24 protein-coding genes, 1 pseudogene and 1 riboswitch are annotated in these 24,640 nt (G+C 68.7%); of the genes and pseudogenes, 3 read left to right on the top strand and 22 right to left on the bottom strand.

Features of this window, described 5'->3' with window-relative positions:
- Positions 1 to 20: 20 nt before the first annotated feature.
- From QJR12_RS08705 to dxr, 8 genes are all read right to left on the bottom strand, one after another.
- A complete protein-coding gene (locus QJR12_RS08705) occupies positions 21 to 572 on the bottom strand; it encodes an alpha/beta hydrolase (RefSeq protein ID WP_300580809.1) in 552 nt (183 codons plus the stop codon).
- A 169-nt stretch (positions 573 to 741) separates the two neighbouring features.
- Positions 742 to 2,250, bottom strand: a complete 1,509-nt coding sequence (locus QJR12_RS08700) for a cobyric acid synthase (protein ID WP_300580806.1) — start codon at positions 2,248 to 2,250, stop codon at positions 742 to 744.
- A 78-nt stretch (positions 2,251 to 2,328) separates the two neighbouring features.
- Positions 2,329 to 3,186: a type I methionyl aminopeptidase gene (gene map / locus QJR12_RS08695; RefSeq protein ID WP_300580803.1), complete on the bottom strand. Its 858-nt coding sequence runs from the start codon at positions 3,184 to 3,186 to the stop codon at positions 2,329 to 2,331.
- Between the two features lie 77 nt (positions 3,187 to 3,263).
- Positions 3,264 to 5,075, bottom strand: a complete 1,812-nt coding sequence (locus QJR12_RS08690) for a penicillin-binding transpeptidase domain-containing protein (protein WP_300580801.1) — start codon at positions 5,073 to 5,075, stop codon at positions 3,264 to 3,266.
- 202 nt (positions 5,076 to 5,277) lie between these two features.
- Complete coding sequence (locus QJR12_RS08685) at positions 5,278 to 6,132, bottom strand: GNAT family N-acetyltransferase (protein WP_300580798.1); 855 nt, start codon at positions 6,130 to 6,132, stop codon at positions 5,278 to 5,280.
- Positions 6,133 to 6,170: 38 nt separating this feature from the next.
- On the bottom strand, positions 6,171 to 7,337 hold the full coding sequence (gene ispG, locus QJR12_RS08680; protein WP_300580795.1) for a flavodoxin-dependent (E)-4-hydroxy-3-methylbut-2-enyl-diphosphate synthase: 1,167 nt from the start codon (positions 7,335 to 7,337) through the stop codon (positions 6,171 to 6,173).
- 36 nt (positions 7,338 to 7,373) lie between these two features.
- Positions 7,374 to 8,576, bottom strand: a complete 1,203-nt coding sequence (locus QJR12_RS08675; protein ID WP_300580793.1) for a M50 family metallopeptidase — start codon at positions 8,574 to 8,576, stop codon at positions 7,374 to 7,376.
- On the bottom strand, positions 8,573 to 9,745 hold the full coding sequence (gene dxr / locus QJR12_RS08670) for a 1-deoxy-D-xylulose-5-phosphate reductoisomerase (RefSeq protein WP_300580790.1): 1,173 nt from the start codon (positions 9,743 to 9,745) through the stop codon (positions 8,573 to 8,575). Before dxr ends, QJR12_RS08675 begins: the two co-directional genes overlap by 4 nt.
- A gap of 146 nt (positions 9,746 to 9,891) precedes the next feature.
- Here dxr and QJR12_RS08665 point away from each other — a divergent pair, with 146 nt between their 5' ends.
- A complete protein-coding gene (locus QJR12_RS08665) occupies positions 9,892 to 10,146 on the top strand; it encodes a DUF2631 domain-containing protein (RefSeq protein WP_300580787.1) in 255 nt (84 codons plus the stop codon).
- 27 nt (positions 10,147 to 10,173) lie between these two features.
- Here QJR12_RS08665 and QJR12_RS08660 read toward each other — a convergent pair whose 3' ends face one another.
- The 7 genes from QJR12_RS08660 to rpsB all read right to left on the bottom strand — a co-directional run bounded on the left by QJR12_RS08660 (position 10,174) and on the right by rpsB (position 16,325).
- Positions 10,174 to 10,683, bottom strand: coding sequence for a protein disulfide oxidoreductase (locus QJR12_RS08660; protein WP_300580785.1), 510 nt, complete (start codon positions 10,681 to 10,683; stop codon positions 10,174 to 10,176).
- Positions 10,684 to 10,864: 181 nt separating this feature from the next.
- Positions 10,865 to 11,989, bottom strand: coding sequence for a 23S rRNA (adenine(2503)-C(2))-methyltransferase RlmN (gene rlmN / locus QJR12_RS08655; protein ID WP_300581260.1), 1,125 nt, complete (start codon positions 11,987 to 11,989; stop codon positions 10,865 to 10,867).
- Between the two features lie 91 nt (positions 11,990 to 12,080).
- A complete protein-coding gene (locus tag QJR12_RS08650; RefSeq protein ID WP_300580782.1) occupies positions 12,081 to 12,986 on the bottom strand; it encodes a phosphatidate cytidylyltransferase in 906 nt (301 codons plus the stop codon).
- Between the two features lie 17 nt (positions 12,987 to 13,003).
- Positions 13,004 to 13,561, bottom strand: coding sequence for a ribosome recycling factor (frr, locus tag QJR12_RS08645; RefSeq protein WP_300580780.1), 558 nt, complete (start codon positions 13,559 to 13,561; stop codon positions 13,004 to 13,006).
- Between the two features lie 82 nt (positions 13,562 to 13,643).
- Positions 13,644 to 14,429: a UMP kinase gene (gene pyrH, locus QJR12_RS08640; RefSeq protein WP_300580778.1), complete on the bottom strand. Its 786-nt coding sequence runs from the start codon at positions 14,427 to 14,429 to the stop codon at positions 13,644 to 13,646.
- Positions 14,430 to 14,614: 185 nt separating this feature from the next.
- Positions 14,615 to 15,469 carry a translation elongation factor Ts gene (tsf, locus tag QJR12_RS08635; RefSeq protein WP_300580776.1) on the bottom strand — a complete coding sequence of 285 codons (855 nt, stop codon included), beginning with the start codon at positions 15,467 to 15,469 and terminating at the stop codon, positions 14,615 to 14,617.
- A gap of 1 nt (position 15,470) precedes the next feature.
- Positions 15,471 to 16,325, bottom strand: a complete 855-nt coding sequence (rpsB, locus tag QJR12_RS08630; protein ID WP_300580773.1) for a 30S ribosomal protein S2 — start codon at positions 16,323 to 16,325, stop codon at positions 15,471 to 15,473.
- A 227-nt stretch (positions 16,326 to 16,552) separates the two neighbouring features.
- On the opposite strand from rpsB, the pseudogene QJR12_RS08625 reads away from it, so the two are divergent.
- A pseudogene (locus QJR12_RS08625) lies at positions 16,553 to 17,083 on the top strand (M23 family metallopeptidase); the annotation flags it as partial.
- Positions 17,084 to 17,189: 106 nt separating this feature from the next.
- Here QJR12_RS08625 and QJR12_RS08620 read toward each other — a convergent pair.
- The 7 genes from QJR12_RS08620 to QJR12_RS08590 form a co-directional block, all read right to left on the bottom strand.
- A complete protein-coding gene (locus QJR12_RS08620) occupies positions 17,190 to 18,086 on the bottom strand; it encodes a tyrosine recombinase XerC (protein ID WP_300580771.1) in 897 nt (298 codons plus the stop codon).
- A gap of 32 nt (positions 18,087 to 18,118) precedes the next feature.
- The gene (locus tag QJR12_RS08615) at positions 18,119 to 19,291 is read right to left on the bottom strand and encodes an alpha-hydroxy-acid oxidizing protein (protein WP_300580769.1); all 1,173 of its coding nucleotides are present in this window, start codon (positions 19,289 to 19,291) and stop codon (positions 18,119 to 18,121) included.
- A 303-nt stretch (positions 19,292 to 19,594) separates the two neighbouring features.
- Entirely contained in the window at positions 19,595 to 20,797 is a 1,203-nt protein-coding gene (gene dprA, locus QJR12_RS08610) for a DNA-processing protein DprA (protein WP_300581257.1), read from the bottom strand.
- Positions 20,798 to 20,802: 5 nt separating this feature from the next.
- The gene (locus tag QJR12_RS08605) at positions 20,803 to 22,314 is read right to left on the bottom strand and encodes a YifB family Mg chelatase-like AAA ATPase (protein WP_300580767.1); all 1,512 of its coding nucleotides are present in this window, start codon (positions 22,312 to 22,314) and stop codon (positions 20,803 to 20,805) included.
- Positions 22,314 to 22,682 carry a YraN family protein gene (locus QJR12_RS08600; protein ID WP_300580765.1) on the bottom strand — a complete coding sequence of 123 codons (369 nt, stop codon included), beginning with the start codon at positions 22,680 to 22,682 and terminating at the stop codon, positions 22,314 to 22,316. The genes QJR12_RS08605 and QJR12_RS08600 overlap by 1 nt, the downstream gene beginning before the upstream one ends.
- Before the next feature lie 182 nt (positions 22,683 to 22,864).
- On the bottom strand, positions 22,865 to 23,143 hold the full coding sequence (locus QJR12_RS08595; RefSeq protein WP_300580762.1) for a hypothetical protein: 279 nt from the start codon (positions 23,141 to 23,143) through the stop codon (positions 22,865 to 22,867).
- 451 nt (positions 23,144 to 23,594) lie between these two features.
- Positions 23,595 to 23,918, bottom strand: coding sequence for a hypothetical protein (locus QJR12_RS08590; RefSeq protein ID WP_300580761.1), 324 nt, complete (start codon positions 23,916 to 23,918; stop codon positions 23,595 to 23,597).
- Between the two features lie 39 nt (positions 23,919 to 23,957).
- A riboswitch (Fluoride riboswitch) is annotated at positions 23,958 to 24,018 on the top strand.
- 307 nt (positions 24,019 to 24,325) lie between these two features.
- On the opposite strand from QJR12_RS08590, the gene QJR12_RS08585 reads away from it, so the two are divergent.
- Positions 24,326 to 24,625 carry a PE family protein gene (locus QJR12_RS08585; protein ID WP_300580760.1) on the top strand — a complete coding sequence of 100 codons (300 nt, stop codon included), beginning with the start codon at positions 24,326 to 24,328 and terminating at the stop codon, positions 24,623 to 24,625.
- The last annotated feature ends 15 nt before the right edge of the window (positions 24,626 to 24,640 follow it).

Raw genomic sequence — 24,640 nt, 5'->3', positions numbered from 1 at the left:
CGGTTGGCCGGCCGCGGCGATCACCAGGTGTGGGCGCGCAGCACGATCTCGGCGGCCAGCTGCGCAGTCAACTCCTGGGCGTGGCGTCGTCCGAGAAGGTCCACCACACGGTAGTCGGCGTAGACGAACCGCTGGCTGGCACGGGCCACCGCCCGCGCCGCCGGGTTGCTGACCAGCGCGGTGGTGTCGATCTCCACCGGCGGGCAATGCTCGTCGCGGATGACACCGGCCGGGTCGGCCACCCGCGGATGTCCCCGGTCGATAACCACCAGGGCGGTGAAACGGTCCAGCCTGCTCGCCGCCAGTTCCCACGCGAGTTCGCCACCGGCTCGATCGCCCACTATGACTCCCCACCGAATGCCCAGCGAATCGAGTATGCCGATCACCGAGTCGCCGGTCAGCCGAGCATCGGAGCCGATGACAACCGTCCGCAGCGACGCGGTGTGCAGACGCTCACACACCGGGTCGTATGCGGCGACCGGGAAACGGGCCGCGCCGAGCACGACGACGACGGACCCTCTTTCCGGACCCGTCACCGCGACCGGGACGGGAAACCCGTCCAGAGTGGTCATCATCGTCGAGGGCACGGTGGCAAGTTACCGCCAGTTGGCCGGCCTGTGGGCTGTTTCGCCCGCTCTCTCAGGCCGCTATCAGGTGCCGGACCGCGTTGCCGGCACGCCAAGAATGTCAGAAAGCGGGCGAGTACGCCGTTTTATGGCTAACGGCTAGCAGCCACGCGCCTCATGCAGAGCCATGCAGAGCCGTGACGATAGTCGGACGTGGTGGCGGCCCATCCTCGATCAACCCCACGACGGCATCCACATCGAGGTGATCGTCCAGCAAATCAGCTACCCGATCCAGCCGGGCGTCGCGGCGCGCCCCGACGTCGACATCGTCGGCCGCGACGAAACCGTCCCGTCCGGCCAGGGCCGCCGCCTCGGTCAACCATTGCCGGCGGAATGCGTCGTTGTCCAACAGGCCGTGCCAGTGGGTTCCGAACACACCGTTGTGCCGATAGCCCTGCGGACATCCGTCCACGCCGAACCAGTCATCCTCACGGCAGCGGGTGACCCGGCCGTGATGAATCTCGTAGCCGGCCAGCGGCACCCGCCAGCACCGGAGCACCTTATCGGGGTCCAGCACGATATCGGCGTCCAACAGACCTAACCCCTCGACACGGCCGGAACCCGTCTCGACCGGGTCGTCGATCGACCGGCACAGCATCTGAAACCCGCCGCAGATGCCCAGCACCACGCCGCCCGCCTCGGCGTGCGCGGCGACGGCGCGCGCCAGGCCCCGATCGTGCAGCCATCGCAGGTCCGCGACGGTGGCTTTGCTGCCCGGCACCACGATCACGTCGACATCGGCCAGGTCGGCGGGATCGCTGACCCAGCGCACCAGTACCCCCGGTTCGCAGGCCAGCGCCTCCACATCGGTGGAGTTGGAGATCCGCGGCAGCCGTAGCGCTCCGACCCGCAGCCATTGGCGGCCGCGCGGTGGCCCGGGGGTGCCCAATAGGTGCCCGGACCGCACCGACACCGAGTCTTCGGCGTCCAGCCAGAGCCCCTCGGCATACGGCAGCACCCCGTAGGTAGGGCGTCCGGTCAGCTCGGCCAGTTGCCGCAGCCCGGGTGCCAGCAGCGCGGAGTCACCGCGGAACTTGTTGACAATGAACCCCGCAACCAGCCCCTGGTCGCCGGGGTCGAGCACCGCGATCGTCCCGAACAGGTGCGCCAGCAGACCCCCGCGGTCGATGTCGCCGACCACGACGACAGGTAGGTTCGCCGCCCGGGCAAGCCCCATATTGGCCAGATCACCTGCTCGTAGATTGATTTCAGCAGGCGAACCAGCGCCTTCGCAAATAACCGCATCGAATTCGGAACGCAGACTTGATAATTCGTCGATGACTATAGAGGAAAGCCGCTCACGGTGCCCGAAGTAGCTTGCCGCGGTGACCGAGTCGACGACCTTCCCCCGCAACACCAACTGCGAGAAATGATCGGCACCGGGTTTCAACAGGATCGGGTTGAACCTGATGCTGGGCTCCAGGCCGGCGGCACGTGCCTGCATGGCCTGTGCCCGGCCGATCTCGCCACCCTCCACGGTCACCGCAGAGTTGTTGGACATGTTCTGGGCCTTGAACGGGGCGACCCGAATCCCCCTGCGGGCCAGCAGCCGGCACAGTCCGGCGACCACCAGGGATTTCCCGGCCTCAGAGCCGGTACCCGCCACCAGCAGGGCACCGCTCATCGGTTCGGGGAAAGTAGCCGCGACCGCTCCCGTTGATCGTCTACGTGCCGGGCGTGAGCTCTACTCATCGTCGAAACATCATGGCAGGGTGAGGATTTCGACCCCGGTCTCGGTGACCAGTACGGTGTGTTCGAATTGGGCGCTCCACTTTCGGTCCTTGGTGACCACCGTCCAGCCGTCGTCCCAGATTTCGTAGTCCAGCCCGCCAAGGTTGATCATCGGCTCGATGGTGAACGTCATCCCGGGTTCCATGACGGTTTCCACGGCGGGCTGGTCATAGTGCAGCACCACCAGGCCGTTGTGGAACGTGGTGCCGATACCGTGCCCGGTAAAGTCGCGAACCACGGTGTACCCGAACCGGTTTGCGTAGGACTCGATGACCCGTCCGATCACCGACAACGCCCGACCGGGTTTGACGGCGTTGATCGCGCGCATCATCGCCTCCCGGGTGCGTTCGACCAACAACCGGTGCTCCTCGGAGACGTCGCCGGCGAGAAAGGTCGCGTTGGTGTCACCGTGGACACCGTGGATGTAGGCGGTGACGTCGATATTGACGATGTCACCGTCCTCGATCACCGTCGAGTCGGGGATGCCATGGCAGATGACCTCGTTCAGCGAAGTGCAACAGGACTTCGGATAACCCTTGTAGCCCAAGGTCGACGGATAGGCGCCGTGGTCGACCATGTAGGCGTGCGCGATCCGGTCCAGCTCATCGGTCGTCACCCCGGGCGCGACCGCCTTGCCGGCCTCGGCCAGCGCGCCGGCCGCGATCCGGCCGGCGATGCGCATCTTCTCGATCACCTCCGGGGTCTGCACCCACGGTTCGCTGCCCTCGCGCGCGGTCGGTTTGCCGACATATTCCGGGCGTGGGATCGAACTGGGCACCGGCAGTGTCGGGGATACCACGCCGGGCGAAAGCGCGGTGCGAACGGACATGGCGCCAGCTTAACCATCCACGCGGCGGCGATGCGGGCCGTGTCGTCCCGGGGAGAAGGCGGGTACCCCCCACGGCGTCACGCCAGGTAGTCCGCCGGCAGCGAGTTGAACATCATTTTGGTCATCCGCACCGCGTGCTCGGAGCTACCGCCCCCGACGATCAGCGCCGCGAACGCCAGGTCGCCACGGTATCCGGCGAACCAGGAGTGCGATCCACCGGGAAACTCGGCCTCCCCCGTCTTGCCGAACACCGCACCGCAATCCGCGATGTCCTTAGCCGTCCCATTGGTCACCACCAGTCGCATCATCGGCCGCAGCGCATCGAGCATCTTCGTGGTGATCGCTGCTGCAGTGCCGGCGACCGGGGTCGGCCGGCCTTCGATGAGATGCGGCAGCGGGGTTTTCCCGGCCGCCACCGTGGCCGCCGCCAGGGCCATGCCGAACGGGCTGGCCAGCACCTTGCCCTGGCCGAAACCGTCCTCGGTGCGTTCCGCGAGGTCCACCGTCGGGGGCACCGATCCGGTCACCGTCGAGATGCCGTCGACCTGATAGTCCAGGCCCAGCCCGTACTGGGCGGCGGCCTGCGACAGGCCACGGGGCGGCATCCGGCTGGCCAGCTCGGCGAACGTGGTGTTGCAGGAACTGGCGAACGCGCGCGACATCGGCACCACACCCAGATCGAACCCGCCGTAGTTGGGGATGGTGCGTTGGCCGATATCGATCTCGCCGGGACACCCCAGCAGCGTGTTGGGCGTGGCCATGTCCCGTTCGACGGCGGCGCCGGCGGTGATCATCTTGAACGTCGACCCCGGCGGGTACAGCCCGGTCGTGGCGACCGGGCCGTCGGCGTCGGCCGCCGCGTTTTGGGCGATGGCCAAGATCTCCCCCGTTGACGGCTTGATCACCACGATCATCGCTTTGCGGCCCTGGGTGTCCACGGCGTGCTGGGCCGCGTCCTGCACGATGCGGTCCAAACTGATCGTGATCGACGGCGCCGGCGCGGGAGCGACCTCGTGCAACACCGCGACGTCCGCACCGTTCTGGTTGACGCTGACCACCCGCCAGCCTGACTGGCCGTCGAGTTGATTGATCACCGCCTTTTTCACCTGGGTGATCACCGTGGGCGCGAACCGGTCGTCGGTCGGCAGCAGGTCGGCCTGGGGGGTGATCACCACGCCGGGCAAGCTGCCGATCGCCGGCGCCACTTTGCTGTGGTCGTCGGGGCGCAGCGTGATCAGATCCAGCGGCTCGGTTGCGGAGCTGGCCTGCTCGGCGAGCCGTTGCGGGTCCAAAGTGTCGTCAAAAGGGCGCAGCGCCTCCACCACCGCCCGGGATGTGCCGATCAGGTTGCCGCCTGCCCCGCGGGCGTCGAGGCGGTAATGGTAGAGGTTTCCCGGCACCAGCACCTCGGTGCCGCCGATCTCGTTTACCGAGGCGCGTCGCGGTGGATCGGCCCGCAGGGCGAACGTCTGATGCTCTCCCAGCCTGGGATGCAGCCCGGTCGCCGTCCAGCGCACCTGCCAGCGGCCCTCGTTGCGGGCCATCTTCAGCTGGCCCTCATAGGTCCAGGTGCGGTTTTTGGGTAACTGCCAGGTGTAGCGATACACCACGCTGCCGGTGTCCTCGCTGTATTTCGAGCTGAGGAGTTGCGCGTCTAGGCGAATGGCCTGCAATCCGGCCCAGGCGGCGTTGAGCGCTTCGCGGGCGGCGTCGGGGTCGTCGCTGAACCGGGCAGCCGATGCGGTATCCCCGGCGGTCAATGCGGCGAAAAACTTCTCGGCGGCGGGGGCCGGGCCGTCGGGACGTGGAGTGCACGACGGCACGGCGGCGCCGACAAGCACCGCCAGCAGGCACGTGATCGCCGATACCAGTGTGGTTTTAGTGACCATTGTGGCAGATGGTAGGAGAGGGCGCGGCGGGACCGGCGGAGGCACACCGAGACCGAAGCGTTATCTCCAGGTCCCGGCAGGGCCGACGCCGCCTTGAGGGCATGCCGGCAATCGACGGCAACCAGGGACCGTCCCCGCGGCTGGGCCGGTGTGCACGCTCGCTCCCACCCGACACGCCGATCGGCGGTGCGACGTTCGCGGGTCAGTCCAGCAGCACGGTGGCGAAACTGCCGACTTCAACGAAGCCCACGCGGGCGTAGGTGGCCCGGGCGATGGTGTTGAAATCGTTCACATACAGGCTGGCGATGCGTCCCATGCCGACGATGACCGCCGCCAGCGTCGCGGTGCCCGCGGTGCCCAGGCCCTGCCCACGCCGCTCGGGATGCACCCACACACCCTGGATCTGGCCCACGGCCGGGGACTGCGAGCCCACCTCGGCTTTGAAGACCACCTCGCCGTGCTCGAAACGGGCCCAGGCCCGGCCGGCCGAGATCAGGCTGGCCACCCGTCGGCGGTACCCGCGCCCACCGTCACCGAGCCGCGGGTCCACCCCCACCTCGCCGATGAACATGTCGACGGCGGCCACCAGGTATGCGTCCAGCTCATCGGGGCGCACTTGGCGCACCTCGGGATCGATGGCGCACCTGGGCATGCTGTTCAAGGCCATCAACGGCTGGTGGGCGCGCACGTCGCGCGCCGGACCCCAGGCGGGTTCCAGCCGCCGCCACATCGGCATCACCAGTTCGGCCCGGCCGACCAGCGAGGAACATCGCCGCGACCCGCTCATCGCCTCGTCGGCGAACGCCGCCAAGTCGTCCGGACCGCCGCGCAGCGGGATGAGGTTGGCACCGGCGTAGCACAACGATTCGTCTGCGCCGCGGCGGGTCCACAGTTCGCCGCCGATCGCATCGGGGTCGACACCGTGATCGGCGACCCGCGCGGCGACCATGCACGTGCCGACCGGGTCGTCGTGCAGCACGCGCCACACCGCGGAGGCATCACGCACCACCGCCACCCGTCGCTTGCCTACCGGGCGAAAGATGGGCGGAGCCGACATGGTGCGTCTTTCTGTGACGGCGAGAGAACCGGCTGGTTTCAGCTTACGATCACGACGGGAGAACCGCTCGCCGTGGTGTCCGAACCGTGCTTTTTGTCGACCTCAGCGGCAAGGCGCATGGCCTCCTCGATCAGCGTCTCTACGATCTGCGATTCCGGCACGGTCTTGATCACCTCGCCACGAACGAAGATCTGGCCTTTGCCGTTTCCCGACGCGACGCCCAGATCAGCCTCGCGGGCCTCACCGGGACCGTTGACGACACATCCCATCACCGCTACCCGCAACGGCACGTTGAGCCCTTCCAGGCCGGCGGTGACCTCGTTGGCCAGGGTGTAGACGTCGACCTGGGCGCGCCCACACGACGGGCAGGACACGATCTCCAGCGAGCGCGGCCGCAGGTTCAGCGACTCCAGAATCTGGTTGGCGACCTTGACCTCCTCGACCGGGGGCGCCGACAACGACACCCGGATGGTGTCGCCGATCCCCTTGGACAGCAGCGCGCCGAAGGCGACCGCGGACTTGATGGTGCCCTGAAAGGCGGGGCCCGCCTCGGTGACACCCAGGTGCAGCGGGTAGTCGCATCGGGCGGCCAGCAGCTCGTAGGCGCGGACCATCACCACCGGGTCGGTGTGCTTGACGCTGACCTTGATGTCACCGAAGCCGTGCTCCTCGAACAGCGAGGCCTCCCACAACGCCGATTCGACGAGCGCCTCGGGTGTGGCCCGGCCATACTTGGCCAGGATCCGCTTGTCCAGCGAGCCGGCGTTGACGCCGATGCGGATCGGGACGCCGGCGTCACCGGCGGCCCTGGCGACCTCTTTGACCCGACCGTCGAATTCTTTGATGTTGCCCGGGTTGACCCGGACGGCCGCGCACCCCGCCTCGATGGCCGCGAAGATGTAGCGCGGCTGGAAGTGGATGTCGGCGATCACCGGGATCTGGCTGTGGCGGGCGATCTCGGCCAGCGCATCGGCATCCTCTTGGCGCGGGCAGGCGACCCGCACCAGGTCGCACCCGGCGGCGGTCAGCTCCGCGATCTGCTGCAACGTCGCGTTGACGTCGTGCGTCTTGGTGGTGCACATCGACTGCACCGAAATCGGGTAGTCGCTGCCCACCCCGACGTCACCGACCATCAACTGGCGCGTCGGGCGCCGCGGCGCCAGGGTGGGTGGCCGCGGTGCCGGCACCCCCAACTCGACGGTCACGTCATCTCCTTCGGTCTTCTGGTTCCCGGTGGGAGCCTATTGGAAAAGCCTGATCGGGTTGACCACGTCGGCGGTCACGGTCAACAGCATGTAGCCGATCACCAAGGCCAGCACGACATAGGTGGCGGGCATGAGTTTGAGATAGTTCACCGGTGCGGCCGCCACCATGCCCCGGGCCGAGCGGATGGTGTTGCGGATCTTCTCGAACACCGCGATGGCCAGGTGCCCGCCGTCGAACGGCAACAACGGGACCAAGTTGATCGCGCCGACCACGAAATTCAGCTGGGCGAGGAAAAACCAGAACGCCACCCACAAGCCATGTTTGACGGTTTCGCCGCCGATGATGGAGGCACCCACCACGCTGATCGGCGTGTTCGGGTCGCGATGCCCCCCGCCGATAGCGTGTACCAGCGCCCCGATCTTGGTCGGCATGGCGAGCAGCGACTTGCCCAGCTCGACGCTCAAATCCCCGGTGAAGACGAAACTGGCGGGTACGGCCGAGGCCATGTCGTAGCGCGTCGGCGGGTAGATTTTCGGCGCCACCCCGATCATGCCCACCGTCGACGGGGTGTCGCTGCCCTTGACCCAGCGCTGCGTGGGTGTGACATCGACGTACCTGGTCATCCGGGTGCCGTCACGCTCGATGACGAACGGCACGACGCCGTGCAGCCCGCGCACCGCGGCGGCCATTTCGTCGAAGGTGTGCACATCGGTGGCACCGACCCGGAGCACGACGTCACCGGGGCGGATTCCCGCGATCGCCGCCGGCCCCGGACCGGTGCAATGGCCGAACTGACCCCTGGCGGTTTCCGGGGCAACACAACCGGTTTCGCCGATCACCGCGGCGGTGGGCGGGTGCAGGTCGGGCAGCCCCCACGCCACGGCGATGGCATAGATCAGCAGCACACCGATGAGGAAGTTCATCGCGGGCCCGGCCAGCAACACGGCGGCGCGCTTCCAGGTGGCCTGCTTGAACATGGCTCGGTCACGTTCGTCGGGCCGCAGCTCCTCCACGGGGGTCATCCCGGCGATATCGCAGAAGCCTCCCAGCGGGAGAGCTTTGACGCCGTATTCGATACCGCCGCGCCGCGTTGACCACAGGGTCGGGCCGAAGCCCAGGAAATAGCGGCGCACCTTCATCCCGGTGGCCCGCGCGACCCACATGTGCCCGCATTCGTGCAATGCCACCGAGGTCAGGATGGCCAGCGCGAAGGCCGCGGTGCCGATAGCGAACATCATGGGGCTGGCATAACCTCCTGTGTGACCGCCCGCTGGGCGCGTTCGCGGGCCCAGCGCTGCGCCTCGAGTACGTCATCCACGGTAGCGGGCTCCGCGGTCCACTGGCCGGCTTCGCGCACCACCTCAGCGACAGTGCGCACGATGGCCGGGAAGCGGATCCGCCCGGCCAGAAACGCCGCGGCGGCTTCTTCGTTGGCGGCGTTGTAGACCGCGGTCATGCACCCTCCGGCCTGCCCGGCCTGCCGCGCGAGCTCGACCGCGGGGAAAACCTCGTTGTCCAGCGGCTCGAACTCCCAGCGAGCGGCGGTGGAGAAATCGCAGGCGGCGGCGGCCGCGGGTACCCGCGCCGGCCAGCCCAGCGCCAGCGCGATGGGCAGCCTCATGTCCGGGGGGCTGGCCTGGGCGATCGTCGAGCCATCGGTGAACGTGACCATCGAATGCACGATCGACTGCGGGTGCACAACCACCTCGATGCGCTGGTAGGGGATCCCGAACAGCAGATGGGTCTCGATCAGCTCGAGCCCCTTGTTGACCAGCGACGCCGAGTTCAAAGTGTTCATCGGACCCATAGACCAGGTCGGGTGGACGCCGGCCTGCTCTGGGGTGACGCGCTCGAGTTCGGCTGCCGACCAGCCGCGGAACGGCCCGCCGGAGGCGGTCAGCACCAGCTTGGCGACCTCGTCGGCGGTGCCCGCGCGCAGGCATTGCGCCAACGCGGAATGCTCGGAGTCGACGGGCACAATCTGCCCCGGCCGCGCGGCCCGCAGCACCAGGGGACCCCCGGCGACCAGCGATTCCTTGTTGGCCAGTGCCAACCGGGCCCCGGACGCCAGCGCGGCCAGTGTCGGGCGCAGCCCCAGTGCCCCGACCAGCGCGTTGAGAACCACGTCGGCCTCGGTGTTTTCCACCAGCCGGATGACCGCATCGGGACCGCGATAGGTGACGTCGCCGACGGCGTCGGCGGCACGCTCGTCGACGACGGCGATATTGGTCACCCCGGTCTGCGCGCGCTGCGCTGCCAGCAGCTCCGGGCGTCCCCCGCCCGCGGCCAGCCCGACCACGACAAAGCGATCCGGGTTAGCGGTGATGACATCCAGCGCCTGGGTGCCGATCGAGCCGGTGCTGCCCAGCACCAGAACGCGCAACCGGCGATCGGCGGGACTCGTCATCCCCTCATTGTGCCGTGTCCACGAAATTGTGCCGGGCCACCGCGACCCGAGAGCCGCGCGGACCGCGCCAGGATCGGCGACACGCGGGTGTGTCACAATGTGGACACCGCCAATGCGCTCATGCGAGAAATCGGGAGGGGATTGCCGTGGCCGGTACCGAGGTGCAGCGCACCACCGCCGTCGACACCGCCGAGGTGCCCTCTGCCGACTGGGGTTGGAGCAGGATCAACCATCGCACCTGGCACATCACCGGCTTCGCCATCTTCGGGTTTTTGCTGTGCATGCTCAAGGGCAACCACGTGGGCCACGTCGAGGACTGGTTTCTCATCGGGTTCGCCGCGCTGGTGCTTTTGGTGCTGGTGCGCGATCTGTGGGGCCGTCACCGCGGCTGGATCCACTAACCCGGTGAGCGCAGCCCACAACCATGGCTAGGTCGTGAGCGCACGCACCCGATCGGCCAGCTCCTGCTCGGACATGGCGGTGGTAGGGGTGTTCACGAACGTGGACGAGCCGTCCGCGCGATAGAACACGTATGCCGGCTGCCACGGCACGTGGTAGCGCGCCCAGATGGTGCCGTCGGCGTCGTTCAAGTTGGTGAAGTTGAGGTGGTACTTCGAGACGAAGTCCTGCATCGCCGCCACGTCCGACCTGCCGGCGATACCGACGAAGGTAACCGCCGGGTTAGCGGCCGCCACCCGGCTCACCCCCGGGGCTTCCTGGTTGCAGATCGGGCACCACGGCGTCCAGAACCACAGCACGGCCGGTTTGCCCTGCAGGCTCGCCCCGTTGAAGGGCGCGCCGGTGAGGGTGGTGCCGGTGAAGTTCAAACGCTCGTCTACGGCAAGCGCGCGCGGGGCGCTGGCCAGTGCGACCACCAGGGCCCCGATGACCACGGCCAACATTAACGATTTGACTGACGACAACGACCGGATTTTCATGAGAGGACCTTTCTGCTGATACCTATTAGCACCTACAGCATGGCGCAAATCCCGTTGAGCACGGGCGGATTCGTCGGGCAGGCACCCGATCCTGGCGGGCATCCTCACAGCGGCTTCCCGATGGCTGCACACCGGCATGAGCGGATTCGGGCGTAAGCGGGCGCGGGCCCGCATGCGGGGACTAATTTTCGGCGGCCAGCTGGCCGCAGGCTGCGCTGATCTCCCGCCCGCGAGTGTCGCGCACGGTGCAGGGCACCCCGTTGGCGCGGACCCGGCGCACGAAGTCGCGCTCGACCGGTTTAGGGCTGGCGTGCCAATCGCTGCCCGGCGTCGGGTTCAGCGGGATCACGTTGACGTGCACCAGCGCGCCGAGCGCTCGATGCAACCGCTTGCCCAGCAGGTCGGCCCGCCACGGCTGGTCGTTGACATCACGAATCAGCGCATACTCGACCGAGACCCGCCGGCCGGTGACGGCGGCGTAATAGCGGGCGGCGTCCAGGACTTGGCCGATCTTCCATCGGTTGTTGACGGGCACCAGGGTGTCCCGCAGCTCGTCGTCGGGGGCGTGCAGCGACACGGCCAATGTCACCCCGAGGCGTTCGTCGGCGAGTTTGCGAATCGCCGGGGCCAGCCCCACCGTCGACACCGTCACCGCACGAGCCGAAATCCCGAACCCGTGGGGCGCCGGCTCGGTGATGCGGCGCACCGCGGCCACCACCCGGGCGTAGTTGGCCAGCGGCTCGCCCATGCCCATGAACACGACGTTGGACAGCCGATCACCGAAGTCGTCCCGCAGCGCCGCGGCCGAGGCGCGCACTTGTTCCAGAATCTCCGCGGTCGACAGGTTCCGGCGCAGCCCCGCCTGCCCGGTAGCGCAAAACGGGCACGCCATGCCGCAACCCGCCTGCGACGAAATGCACGCGGTGTTGCGTTGCGGGTAGCGCATCAGCACCGATTCCACCGTGATGCCGTCGCCGGCCCGCCACAACGTCTTGCGGGTCCGGCCGGCGTCACACGCGACTACTCGGATCGGGGTCAGCAGCTGCGGGAACAAGGCCTCGGCGACCCGGTCGCGAACGGCTGCCGGCAGATCGGTCATCCGCCGCGGGTCGGCGGTCAGCCGGGCGTAGTAGTGGTGCGCGAGCTGATTGGCGCGAAACGCGGGCAGCCCCAGATCCACGACGGCAGCCACTCGGCCTGCCGCGTCAAGATCGGCGAGGTGGCGCGCCGGCCGCCCCCGCGGCGACGAAACGCGCGGTGGGAACTCCCCCGGCCGCCGGGAACGGGACGTATCGCCGGGGTCGATTGCGTCATAGGGTGAAGCCGGTGTCGGGGGTGACGGTCGTTGCGGTTGCATCACCCACCAGTGTGACGTCCCTCGGCAACGAAGCGGATCCTCAGGGCACCAGCGTCAGCACGATCCAGGCGGCGACCGCCGAAGGCAAAAATCCGTCGAAACGATCCAGGATCCCACCATGACCGGGCAGTATGCTGCCCATGTCCTTGATGCCGAGATCGCGTTTCACCTGCGATTCCACCAGGTCGCCGAGGGTGTCGCTGACGACCAGCGTCAGCCCCAGCAGCACGCCGATCCAGGCGGGTTTGCCGGTCAGATAGGTCACGCTGAGGGTGGTCGCAGCGATGCCCAGTGCCAGCGAACCGGCAAAGCCCTCCCAGGACTTTTTCGGGCTGATGGTGGGGACCATCGGGTGCTTACCGAAGAGCACGCCGACGGCGTACCCGCCGATATCGGAACTGACGACACCGATCGCCAGGGAAAACACCCGCCCGGCGCCATCGTGCGGGTAGATCAGCAAAGCGCCAAAGGACGCGAACAGCGGAACCCAGGTGGCCAGGAAGACCGTGGCGGATACGTCGCGCAGGTAGTTGGCCTGGACGGCGGCATCCCATTTGAGGGGAGCCGCCCGGCCGTGTTGGCTCAATAGCCGCCACATCATGCAGATCACCACCGTGGCACCGAAGCCGGCGAGTGCGCCACGAGCCCCGAAGGGCCATGTCAGCCACAGCATGGCCTGGCCGCCGACCACCAGCGGGATCACCGGGATCACATATCCACCGGCCCGCAACCGACGCACCACCTCAAGGGTGCCCAGCAACGCCCCGACGGACAGGACGCCGACCCAGCCGTAGGGCCGCGCGTACACCAGGCTCGCAACAGCGACACCGCCCAACGCCGCGCCCACGATGATCGCGACCGGCAGGTTGCGCCCCGCCCGAGAGGTGTTCTGCGCCGGCCCCCCAGCCGAGGTGCCCGCACCGGTATCAGTGTCTGCCACGGACATTGGTTGCTGAACGGCCGTTAGACCTCCAGCAGCTCGCCTTCTTTGTGCCGGACGAGCTCATCGATCTGGGTGACGTACTGGTGGGTGACCCGGTCCAGCTCCTTTTCGGCACGGCCGACCTCGTCCTCGCCGGCCTCCCCGTCCCGGCGGATGCGATGCAGCTCTTCCATTGCCCGACGGCGGATGTTGCGCACCGACACGCGCGCTTCTTCTCCCTTCGCTTTGGCCTGCTTGACCAGCTCGCGGCGGCGTTCCTCAGTCAGCTGTGGCACCACCACCCGGATCAGGGTGCCGTCGTTGGTGGGGTTCACCCCGAGGTCGGAATTGCGGATCGCGGTCTCGATGGCATGTAGCTGGTTGGCTTCATACGGCTTGATGACGACCAGCCGCGCCTCGGGGACATTGATGCTGGCCAGCTGGGTTATCGGGGTGGTGGCGCCGTAATAGTCGATGGTGATCCGGGAGAACATGGCGGGACTGGCCCGGCCGGTGCGAATGGTCGCCAGGTCATCCCGGGCCACCGCCACGGCCTTTTCCATCTTCTCTTCGGCGTCAAAGAGGGTCTCCGCAATCATGGCGCCGCTCCTCCTCATCCCTGTGCCCTGCATGGTCGCCGGCGCGGATCACGGCTTCCTTCCGTCAGCTGGTGACCTTCCGTCAGCTGGTGACCAGCGTTCCGATCTTCTCACCAGCGACCGCCCGGGCGATATTGCCGTCGGTTAAAAGGTTGAACACCAAGATCGGCATGCCATTGTCCATACACAGGCTGAACGCGGTGGCGTCGGCCACCCGCAGTCCACGGTCGATGACCTCCCGGTGGGTGATCACCGTGAGCAGTTCGGCGTCGGGGTTTACCCGCGGATCCTCGGCGAACACCCCGTCGACCGCCTTGGCCATCAGCACCACTTCGGCACCGATCTCCAGTGCCCGCTGCGCCGCAGTGGTGTCGGTAGAGAAGTACGGCAGCCCGATGCCGGCACCGAAGATCACCACCCGCCCCTTCTCCAGATGCCGCCGTGCCCGCAGCGGAATGTAGGGCTCGGCGACCTGACCCATCGTGATCGCCGTCTGGACCCTGGTAGCAATGCCTTCCTTTTCCAGGAAGTCTTGTAGGGCAAGGCTATTCATCACGGTGCCCAGCATGCCCATATAGTCTGATCGCGCGCGGTCCATGCCACGCTGCTGCAGCTGGGCGCCTCGGAAAAAGTTACCGCCGCCGATGACGACGGCGACCTGGACACCGTCGCGGACCACTTCGGCGATCTGGCGCGCCACCTGGGCCACCACCTCGGGATCCAGGCCCACCTGGCCGCCGCCGAACATTTCGCCGCCGAGCTTGAGTAGCACCCGCGAGTACTTGGGCCGACTTGCCGGCTTCCCGGCCGGATGCCCGCCGTCCCGGGGAAACGCCTCCGCACCCGTCGGGGTCCCTGGCTCCGTCATCAGACTCCTCGCGTGACAGCGATGGCAACCACCAAGCGCGGCGTACGCCACCCTGCCTGATCGGCATACCCGCGCGTGGCCCGGGTAAATTTTAGCTGGCCGTTGTCCTTGGAATTGAACTCACATTCGAACCCGGCTCGCACCGGCGAATCCGGTCGAGACCGATACGGATGGCAAAGCCCGGCTCAAGGCTGACCGACCTCGAACCGCACGAACCGCGTCACCGTGACGCCGGCCTCGTCGAGCAGGGCCTTGACGGTCTTCTTGTTGTCGGAGATCAACGGTTGCTCGAGCAGCACTGCATCCTTGAAGAATCCGCCCAGTCGGCCCTCGACAATCTTGGGCAACGCCTGCTCGGGTTTGCCCTCGGCCTTCGCAGCCTCCTCGGCGATGCGGCGTTCACTGGTCACCACGTCGGCGGGCACGTCGTCGCGGCTCAGGTAGCGGGCCTTCAGCGCGGCGATTTGCAGCGCGACCGTGTGCGCGGCGTCTCGGGCCGATTCAGCATCCGATCCGCGGTCGGAGCTGGTCTGGTACTCGACCAGCACCCCCACGGCGGGCGGCAGGTCGGCCGACCGCCGGTGCAGGTAGGTTTCGACAGTTCCGTCAAAGCGCGCGAGGCGGCGCAGCTCGAGCTTTTCGCCGATCTTTGCCGACAGCTCGCCGATCGCCTGCTCGACGGTCTTAGTACCCGAAGGTTGGCCAATAGGAGAAGCCTTGACCGCGTCGACGTCAGCGGCCCGGGATGCCGCCGCGGCCGCCACGATCTCTTGGGCCAGGGCTTGAAACTCCGCGTTCTTGGCAACGAAATCGGTCTCCGAGTTCAATTCGATGAGCACGCCGTCCTTGGCGGCGACCAAGCCCTCGGCGGTAGCGCGCTCCGCGCGCTTGCCGACGTCCTTGGCACCCTTGATGCGCAGCACCTCAATGGCCTTGTCGAAGTCTCCGTCGGTCTCGGCCAGCGCGTTCTTGCAGTCAAGCATGCCGGCACCGGTGAGCTCGCGAAGCCGTTTGACATCGGCAGCGGTGAAGTTCGCCATATCAGCCTTCCGTAGTGGTCGCATCGGTAGTGTCCGTTGGTTCGTCCTGGGTGCCGGGGGGTGCCGGTTCGGAGGTGCCCGCCGTCGCGGCCGCCAACAGCTCCTGCTCCCACTCGGGCAGCGGCTCGGCGGCCTCAGCCTCGGGCTTACCATCCCCGCCGGCGAGACCCGCGCGCGCCTGCAGTCCCTCGGCCACCGCGGAGGCAATCACCTTGGTCAGCAGCGCCGCCGAGCGGATCGCGTCGTCGTTGCCCGGGATCGGGTAATCGACCTCGTCGGGGTCGCAATTGGTATCCAGGATCGCAATGACCGGGATGCCCAGCTTGCGGGCCTCACCGACGGCGATGTGCTCCTTGTTGGTGTCCACCACCCAGATCGCCGAGGGCACCTTGTTCATGTCACGGATCCCGCCGAGGCTGCGCTCCAGCTTGGCCTTCTCCCGCGTCAAGCCCAGGATCTCCTTTTTGGTGCGCCCCTCGAAACCACCGGTCTGCTCCATGGCCTCGAGCTCCTTGAGACGCTGAAGCCGCTTATGCACGGTGGCGAAGTTGGTGAGCATGCCGCCCAGCCAGCGCTGATTAACATATGGCATCCCGACGCGGGTGGCCTCGGCGGCGATGGCTTCCTGTGCCTGCTTTTTGGTGCCGACGAACAGGATCGTGCCGCCGTGGGCGACGGTTTCTTTGACGAATTCGTATGCCTTGTCGATAAAAGTCAGCGTCTGCTGCAGGTCGATGATGTAGATGCCGTTGCGGTCGGTGAAGATGAACCGCTTCATCTTGGGGTTCCACCGACGGGTCTGATGCCCGAAGTGGGTGCCGCTGTCGAGCAGCTGCTTCATGGTGACTACGGCCATGCCGGGTCCTTTTGTCGTCGGTTGCCGCCCGGCCTCGGGTGAGGCCGGGCCCTGGCGTCTGCCGCGATGCCGGACCCGTTGTCGAACGGGACCGCCCGGCACGCTGTCCGTCCCCATCGGGGGCGGGGCAGACACGCGAAGTCAGCCCGCTGGTATCGGGCTGCGGGACGCCAGTTTACACGCCGCGAGCAGCCGCTTTTCACAGCGCCGCGAGGGTCCACAGATCGGTGGTCCACGGTTGGCTTCCCGCGGCGCGCGGTAGTGCACTGGACGGTGTGCGGCGGGCGACGCTGATTTTGGCGGTGCCGCTGGTGTGCGCGGCGCCGGCGCGCGCGGAGGGTGAGCGGCTGGACTGGCCGTTGCGGCCGCGGCCGGCCGTGCTGCGCGCATTCGACGCTCCGTCGCCCGATTGGCGCCCCGGACACCGGGGCGTGGACCTGGCGGGCGCTCCGGGGCAGCCGGTGTATGCGCCCGGCGAGGCGACCGTGGTGTTCGCCGGCGCGCTGGCCGGGCGACCGGTGGTGTCCCTGGCCCATCCCGGCGGTCTGCGCACCAGCTACGAGCCCGTCCGGGCGGCCGTGCGGGCGGGTCAGCGGGTGAGCGCCGCGACCGTGATCGGCGAGCTGGCGGCCGGCCACCCCGGCTGTGGGGCGGCGGCGTGCCTGCACTGGGGCGCGATGTGGGGTCCGGCGGCCCGCGCCGACTACGTCGACCCGCTCGGGCTGTTGAAAGCCACCCCGATCCGGCTCAAACCGCTGGGTGGGTGGCCCGCGAGCAGCGACGGTGCGCCGAGGGCGGCGACACGCCGGGAAGTTCCGCCCTGCACGCGCACTCGGCGCCCCCGGCGCACCGTCAACGGCTTGGTCAGACCCGCGGGTGGGCCTGGTCGTGCACCGCGCGTAACCGCGCGATGGTGACATGGGTGTACAGCTGGGTGGTGGCCAGGCTGGAGTGCCCGAGCAACTCCTGCACGACCCGCAGGTCGGCCCCGCCTTCGAGCAAGTGGGTGGCCGCAGTGTGGCGCAGGCCGTGTGGGCCCATGTCGGGCGCGCCGGGCACCGCGGCGACGGTCTGGTGCACCACGGTGCGGGCCTGGCGCACGTCGAGCCGTCGGCCCCGGGCGCCCAGCAGCAGCGCCGGACCGGACTCCGCCGTCACCAGCGCCGGGCGTCCGTGGGCCAGCCAGCCCTGCAGCGCGTCGGCGGCCGGCTCGCCGAACGGCGCGGTGCGCTGCTTGTCGCCCTTGCCGAGCACCCGCAGCAGCCGATGCCCGGGGTCCACGTCGTCGACGTCCAGCCCGCAAAGCTCGCTGACCCGGATACCCGTGGCGTAGAGCAGCTCGACGATCAGCCGGTCCCGCAGGGCCAGTGGATCGCCTTGCCGGCAGCCGCGGTCGGCGGCCGCCATCGCCGCCAGCGCCTGATCCTGGCGCAGCACCGCCGGCAGGGTGCGATGCGCCTTGGGCAGCTGCAGGCGCACGGCCGGGTCGCCGGTCAGCAGGCCGCGCCGCACCGCCCACGCGGTGAACGCCTTGACCGCCGAGGTGCGACGGGCCAGGGTGGTGCGGGCCATGCCCGCCCCGGCCTGGGCCGCCAGCCACGCCCGCAGCACCGGCAGGCTCAGTTCATTAAGATCGCAACCGCGTTCGGCGAGAAAGCTCAACAGCGACCGCAGGTCGCCCAGGTAGGCGCGACGGGTGTGCGCCGACCGACCACGGTGCAGCGCCAGGTAGTCGTCGAACTCCTCGAGGATCCCCTCCACTCTGCCACCGTCGCAGACCCGGGTGGGTTGTCTCAGTCGACGCGCCGCAGCGCGTCGGGGCCGAGATCCGACACCGCGCGATACCCGTCGACGGCCATGATCAGGTCGGCTTCGGCCAGCAGCGCGCGCAGCACGTGCACGACGCCGTCCACCCCCCCGAGCGCCAGCCCGTAGGCGTAGGGGCGGCCGATCCCGACAGCGGTGGCGCCCAGGGCGAGGGCCTTGACGATGTCGGCGCCGCTGCGGATCCCGGAGTCGAACAACACCGGCAGCCCGTCGGCCGCCTCGACCACCGCCGGCAGGCAATCCAGCGCGGGCAGCCCGCCGTTGGCCTGCCTGCCGCCGTGATTGGAGCAGTAGATGGCGTCGACCCCACCATCCCTGGCGCGCCGGGCGTCCTCAGGATGGCAGATCCCCTTGAGGATCAGCGGCAGACTCGTCAGCGACCGCAACCACGGCAGGTCGTCCCAGGTCAGCGGGTTGCCGAACACCTGAACCCAGCGCAGCACCACCGCCTGTGGGTTTTCCTCGGGGGGTTGCTGCAGGCCGGCCCGAAAGACCGGGTCGCTGGTGTAGTTGCTCAGGCAATGCCCCCGCAGTTGCGGGAAGTTGGCGGTGCTCAGATCCCGGGGACGCCAGCCGGGCACCCAGGTGTCCAGCGTGACGACGATGCCCTTAAACCCGGCCGTCTCGGCGCGACGCACCAGGCTGGCCGCCAGCTCGCGATCGGTCGGGGTGTAGAGCTGGAAAAACCCGGGGGTTTCGCCGAATTCGGCGGCGACATCCTCCAGCGGATCGGCCGTGAGCGTCGACACCACCATCGGGATCCCGGTGCGGGCGGCGGCACGGGCCGTGGCCAAATCCCCGTGACCGTCTTGGGCGCAAATGCCGATGACACCGATGGGCGCCATGAACACCGGTGACGGCAACTTCATTCCGAATAGGTCCACCGACAGGTCACGGTCTTTTGCGCCGACGAACATCCGCGGGATCACACCCCAGCGCTGGAACGCCTCGCAGTTGGCCCGCTGGGTGCGCTCGTCACCGGCGCCGCCGGCCACATACGACCACACCGACGCCGGCAACGCCGCGGCCGCCTTGGCTTCCAATTCCGCGAAGTCCATGGGCAGCGACGGCATCACCCCGGCCAGCCCCTGCAGGTAGATCTCGTACTGGTAGTCCCCGAAATGAGGTGCGAGTGCCATGTAGTGAGGATGCCAGCCGAACTCGAGCGGCCCGCAGCCGCTGGCGGCTCGCCCGGCCACCTGCTGCCCCGGCCTGCCTTTTTCTACGTCCACCCCTTCACGGCCTACTTCCACCGCCGCCACGGCCCGACGGGACCCGGGGTGCGACACCGCGCCCGCCGATAGGCGAGGTCCACGACACTCGACGAGTGTCTGCGGTGCGCCGACGGTCAGCGGGACCTCGTCTGCGGACCGGATATCTATGATATCTATGCCGTCTTTCCGGTTGCCGTCCGGTTGCGGCGGCGGGCAAGGCTTCCAAGGTCAGCGGGCCGATTCGTGCTCAGGGCGGACCCGAATGACCCGGCTGTCCGAACCGCGCGTTGGGCGCTGCCCGTTGCGCAGTGCTGGCACGATTCGCCAACGCCCCTGGTGGCGTTCGACCAGCCCGGCCACCTCCAGCATCGCCAGCGGCCCCAGCACCTCAACGGGCAGCAGCCCGCACCCCGCTGCCACCTCGTCGATAGTCACGGCGCCACGGCCCGGCAGCGCCTCGTAGACCAGCCGCTGAATCGCGCTCAGCTCGTCGAGCGCGGTCGTCGGCCGGGGCTCGTCGGCCGCCAGCTCCCCCATGCGGCCCACCAGCTCGACGATGTCGTCGGCGCGCGTGACCAGCTCCGCGCCGCCGCGCAGCAGCTCATGACACCCCGCCGACGCCGAGCTGGTCACCGGGCCGGGCACCGCGGCCACCACCCGGCCCAATAACCGCGCCCAGGCGGCGGTGTTCGCCGCACCGCTGCGCAGGCCGGCCTCCACCACCACCGCCGCCCGAGCGAAGGCGGCGACCAGGCGGTTCCGGGTCAAAAACCGATGCCGCGCCGGTCGTACCCCCGGCGGGTATTCGGTCACCAGCAGCCCGTGGGTGGCAATGCGATGCAGCAGTGCCGAATGCCCGACCGGGTAAGGGATGTCGAACCCGCCGGCGAGCACCGCCGCAGTGACTCCCTCGCCCGCGAGAGCCGCCCGATGGACTGCGCCGTCGATGCCGTAGGCGCCGCCGGAGATGACCGCGACGTCATGCTCCACCAGCCCGGCGGCCAGGTCGGCTGCCACCTGCTCACCGTAGGCCGTGGCCGCCCGCGTTCCGACGACGGCGGCGGCGCGCTCGGCGATGTCGCCGAGGAGTGCCGGGCCCAGCGCCCACAACACCAGTGGCGGTCTGGCGTGTGGTTTCGTGCGGGCGACCGCACCGGCGAATGCGCTGCAGGCAAGCACCGGCCACTCGGCGTCGGCCGCGGTGATCAACCGACCGCCACGGCGTGCCAGCAGCTCCAGATCCGCTGCAGCCCGGTCGATTCCACGTCGGGCAGCGGTGTGGCGCGCCAGCGTCGCGTCGACCTGTCCGCGCTGCACCCGTTCGGCCGCCTCTACCGGACCCACGCTGGCCACCAGGGCGGCGAGTTCAGCGCACGGCGGTTCGGCCACCCGGGACAGATACGCCCAGGCCCGCAGCGTCGAGTCGGACACCGCGCTCACCGCGACAGTCCCGGTTGCCGGAAGCTCAACGCGGCCGCCACCTCGTCGAGCCCCGGCGATGTCCGGCCGGCCAAATCGGCCAGCGTCCAGGCGACTCGCAGGCAGCGGTCGACCCCGCGGATGCTGAGTAGCCTGCGGTCCACCGCGGTCCGCAGCGGCGCCATCGCGGCGCTGGTCGGACGGAACTTCCGCCGCAGCAGCGCCGCGCTGACTTCGGCGTTGGTGCGAAATCCGTGTGGCCGCCACCGCTCGGCGGCCGCCTGACGGGCCGCCGCCACCCGGGCGCGCACCCGTTCCGTCGACTCGCCTTCGGCCGCGCCGAACACCCCGGCCCGCACCGGATGCATTTCCACCCGGAGGTCCACCCGGTCGAGCAGCGGGCCGGACAACCGGCCGAGGTAGCGCCGTTTTTCCCTGGGCGCGCAAACGCAATCAGCCGGGTCCGCGGGCGCGCAGGGGCAGGGGTTGGCGGCCAGGACCAGCTGAAAGCGCGCCGGGTAGCGGGCCACGCCGTCGCGGCGGGCGAGGCGGATTTCACCGTCCTCCAGCGGTGTTCGCAACGCTTCCAGGGCGCTGACGCCGATCTCGGCGCACTCGTCGAGAAACAGCACCCCGCGATGAGCCCGGCTGACGGCGCCCGGCCGGGCCATCCCGGAGCCGCCGCCGACGAGGGCCGCGACGGTGGAACTGGGGTGCGGCGCGACGAAGGGCGGCCGGGTGATCAGCGGCGCGGCGCCGGAGAGCAGCCCGGCCACCGAATGGATTGCGGTTACCTCCAAGGCCTCGCTCTCGGACAGCATCGGCAATAACCCCGGAAGACGTTGCGCCAGCATTGTTTTCCCGACACCGGGCGGACCGGTCAGCAGCAGATGATGCGCCCCGGCCGCGGCCACTTCGACGGCGAAACGCGCTTGCGTCTGACCGACCACGTCGGCCAGGTCGGCCGGGCGATCCGCTGCGGTGGGCAGCGCCGTCACCCTGTCTTGCAGCCGGGCCGAGCCCCCCAGCCACGCCTGCAGGTGCCCCAGGCTAACTACCCCCCAGACGTCGATGCCGTCGACCAGGCTGGCCTCCGCCAGGTTGTCCGCCGGAACGACGACGGCCGGCCAGCCGTCGTGTTTGGCGGCCAGCACGGCGGGCAACACGCCATGCACCGGCCGCACCCGGCCGTCGAGTGCCAGCTCGCCCAGCAGCACGGTCTTCTCCTGGCGCGGCCACGGCTTCCTGCGCTGCGCCGCCAACACCGCCGCCGCCAGGGCAAGGTCGTAGACCGAGCCCATTTTGGGCAGCGTGGCCGGTGACAGCGCGAGCGTGAGCCGCGCCATCGGCCATCGGTTCCCGCAATTGGTGATCGCCGCCCGGACCCGGTCACGCGACTCCTGCAGCGCCGCGTCGGGCAGACCCACCAGGTGCACGCCGGGCAACCCCGAGGAGATGTCGGCTTCGATCTCCACGATCTCGCCGTCCAATCCGCGCACCGCCACCGAATACGCCCGCCCGAGTGCCATCAGCCGACCCCTTGCACGTGGTAGATCTCCCGAACACCGCGCCGGCCAAATCGCACCCCGATCACATCGAGCCGGACCGCCGCCCACCGCTGTTCCTGACCGGCCAGCCATAACGCGGCCAGCCGGCGCAGACGGAGGACTTTGCGCCCGGTCACCGCTTGCGCCAGACCGCCGAAACCGTCGCCGGTGCGGGTCTTCACCTCCACGAATACCGCTGTGTGGGTGGCCGGGTCGGCGGCGATCACATCCAGCTCGCCGTATCGGCAGCGCCAGTTGCGGGCGACGATCCGCAGCCCCTGCCGGGCGAGGTGATCCACGGCCGCCTGTTCTCCCAGCGCTCCCAGCTGGGCCCGAGTCAGTGTCGTCATGCGTCCATGCTCGCGGGAGCGCCGACATGGGTGATCCCTCCCGGCGGCCACCGCCGCCGCCACCGCCCAGTTATCCCCAGTCGGGCGCTATTCCACAGCTGTAGCCGCGGAGCTCACGCCGGCCGCGCCCCTCACGTCTCACCGGCCGCGCCCCTCACGTCTCACCCGGTGCGCACCAAACCTCAGGAGGTCGCGATCGCCACCGCGAGGACGGCCAGCACCGCGATGAGCAGGTAGGCCAGATAGGCGTCCAGACGCCCTGACTGCAGCCGTCGGGCGGATCGCGACACGCACAGCAGGGCCGCCACCAGCGGCCGGTAGAAATAGCGTTCGACGAGATCGACCACGTCGACGCGGTAGGTAAACGCGAACGGGACGGTTAAGCGGCGGCCCGTGACGTCGTCCGTCGAGGCCGCCAGCTCGGCCCGGGTCACCAGCACGGTGGACAACACGGTGCGCACCGGGCTGGCGTAGCCGAACGAGGTATAGCCGACTCCGCGGTCGACCCCGGGCGACGCGGACGACCAGGCGCGGAGAATTCCGCATACCACTGCTGCCGGTCTCCCCACGCACCACCGGGGTCCGTCTGCGGCTTCCCCAGCCGTGCCGGACCGAACGCGGTGAGGGCGACCACACGCACGAATGTCACGCCTGCGATGCCGATGGTCAGCGCCACCAACGCTCCGGTGACGGCGGTGGACAGCTGCATGGCAAGGCTGGAGATACGGAATTGCCAACAGCAGCAACGCATATGCCGCCTGACCCACGGCGCTGCGTGGATCCACCGCGCCGCCGGTGAACGCAAAGGTGTGCGTCTGCCCCGCCAGCAGCAACGCCCCGCTCAATACCGCTGCGCCGCTGCCCTTTCCGAACACCACCGTGATGACCGAGCCGGCTGCCCTGCCGGGCAGCTCACGGTCGTAGCCGGCCAGGAGGTCGAACGTGTCCGGATGAAGCGATCAGCACATTCCTTCCGCGCGGCTTCGATTGCTGCTTCGGTGTGATCCAGAGCCCCATCATGAGGATGAATGCGACCAGAACCACCGCCACCACCAGGTTCAGCGCGATGGTGGGCAACACGGTGGAACTGATCCCGAGAACACCGACGGCGAAAAACCCGTAGGCGGCGATCGCGATCGAGATCAGTACCGCATTGGCCACGCCGATTGCGCCGCTGCCGGCACGCAGCCGTCTGCAGCCCATCGGCGCGGCAGGGTTGACTGGGCCCTGAGACAACTGCGTTAGCTTGCGCGCTCAGTTAACCGTTCGTTAATATCGTCCGACGGCGATGAAGCTCGCCACAACCGCCACCCCGGCTGATGGCTTCTACCCATGAGGGGATCAGGGTAGAAGGGAGTTGGTCCAGGGCAGACGGCAGATGGCGAGTAGTCGATGGCGCACCCCGGTGCGGTTTTTCCGTTGCGCCGCTTCGGCGTGGTGTGCCAGGAAACTTCAATTGTGTTGGTGCCCCCCGGAAGGGCCACCTTCGCCCCACAGGCTTTCGAAAACACCGTTACCGCAGCACGTTCTGCTGTCGGCCTCACATCAGAGGCGCCTCGGCAATTGCACTTCGCCTACAACACCGTAGTTCTGGCAGCACACACCTATAAGTTCTGACAGCACACTATTGAGGAGGGGCATCGATGTCTTTCGTGATCACACAGCCGGAAGTGCTGGCAGCAGCGGCCGGCAATTTGCAGGCGATTGGCTCTGCAATGGTCGCCAGCGGTGCGGCCGCGGCCGCCCCGACAACCGGGGTGATCCCTGCCGCCGCCGACGCGGTGTCGGCATTGACGGCGGCGCAGTTCGCGACGCACGCCCGGATGTACCAGGCCGTCAGCGCCCAGGCCGCGGCGATTCACGAGGCGTTCGTGAATACGCTGGCCGCCAGCGCCGGGTCGTATGCGGTCACCGAAGCCGCGAACGCACTCGCGGCCGGCTAAACACCGGCCGACTGA

The sequence above is a fragment of the Mycobacterium sp. genome, from assembly GCF_029961025.1.
In the GTDB taxonomy this organism is placed as follows: domain Bacteria; phylum Actinomycetota; class Actinomycetes; order Mycobacteriales; family Mycobacteriaceae; genus Mycobacterium.
Note: the sequence above shows the minus strand (reverse complement) of the source record. Positions and strands in the feature narration are given on the sequence as shown.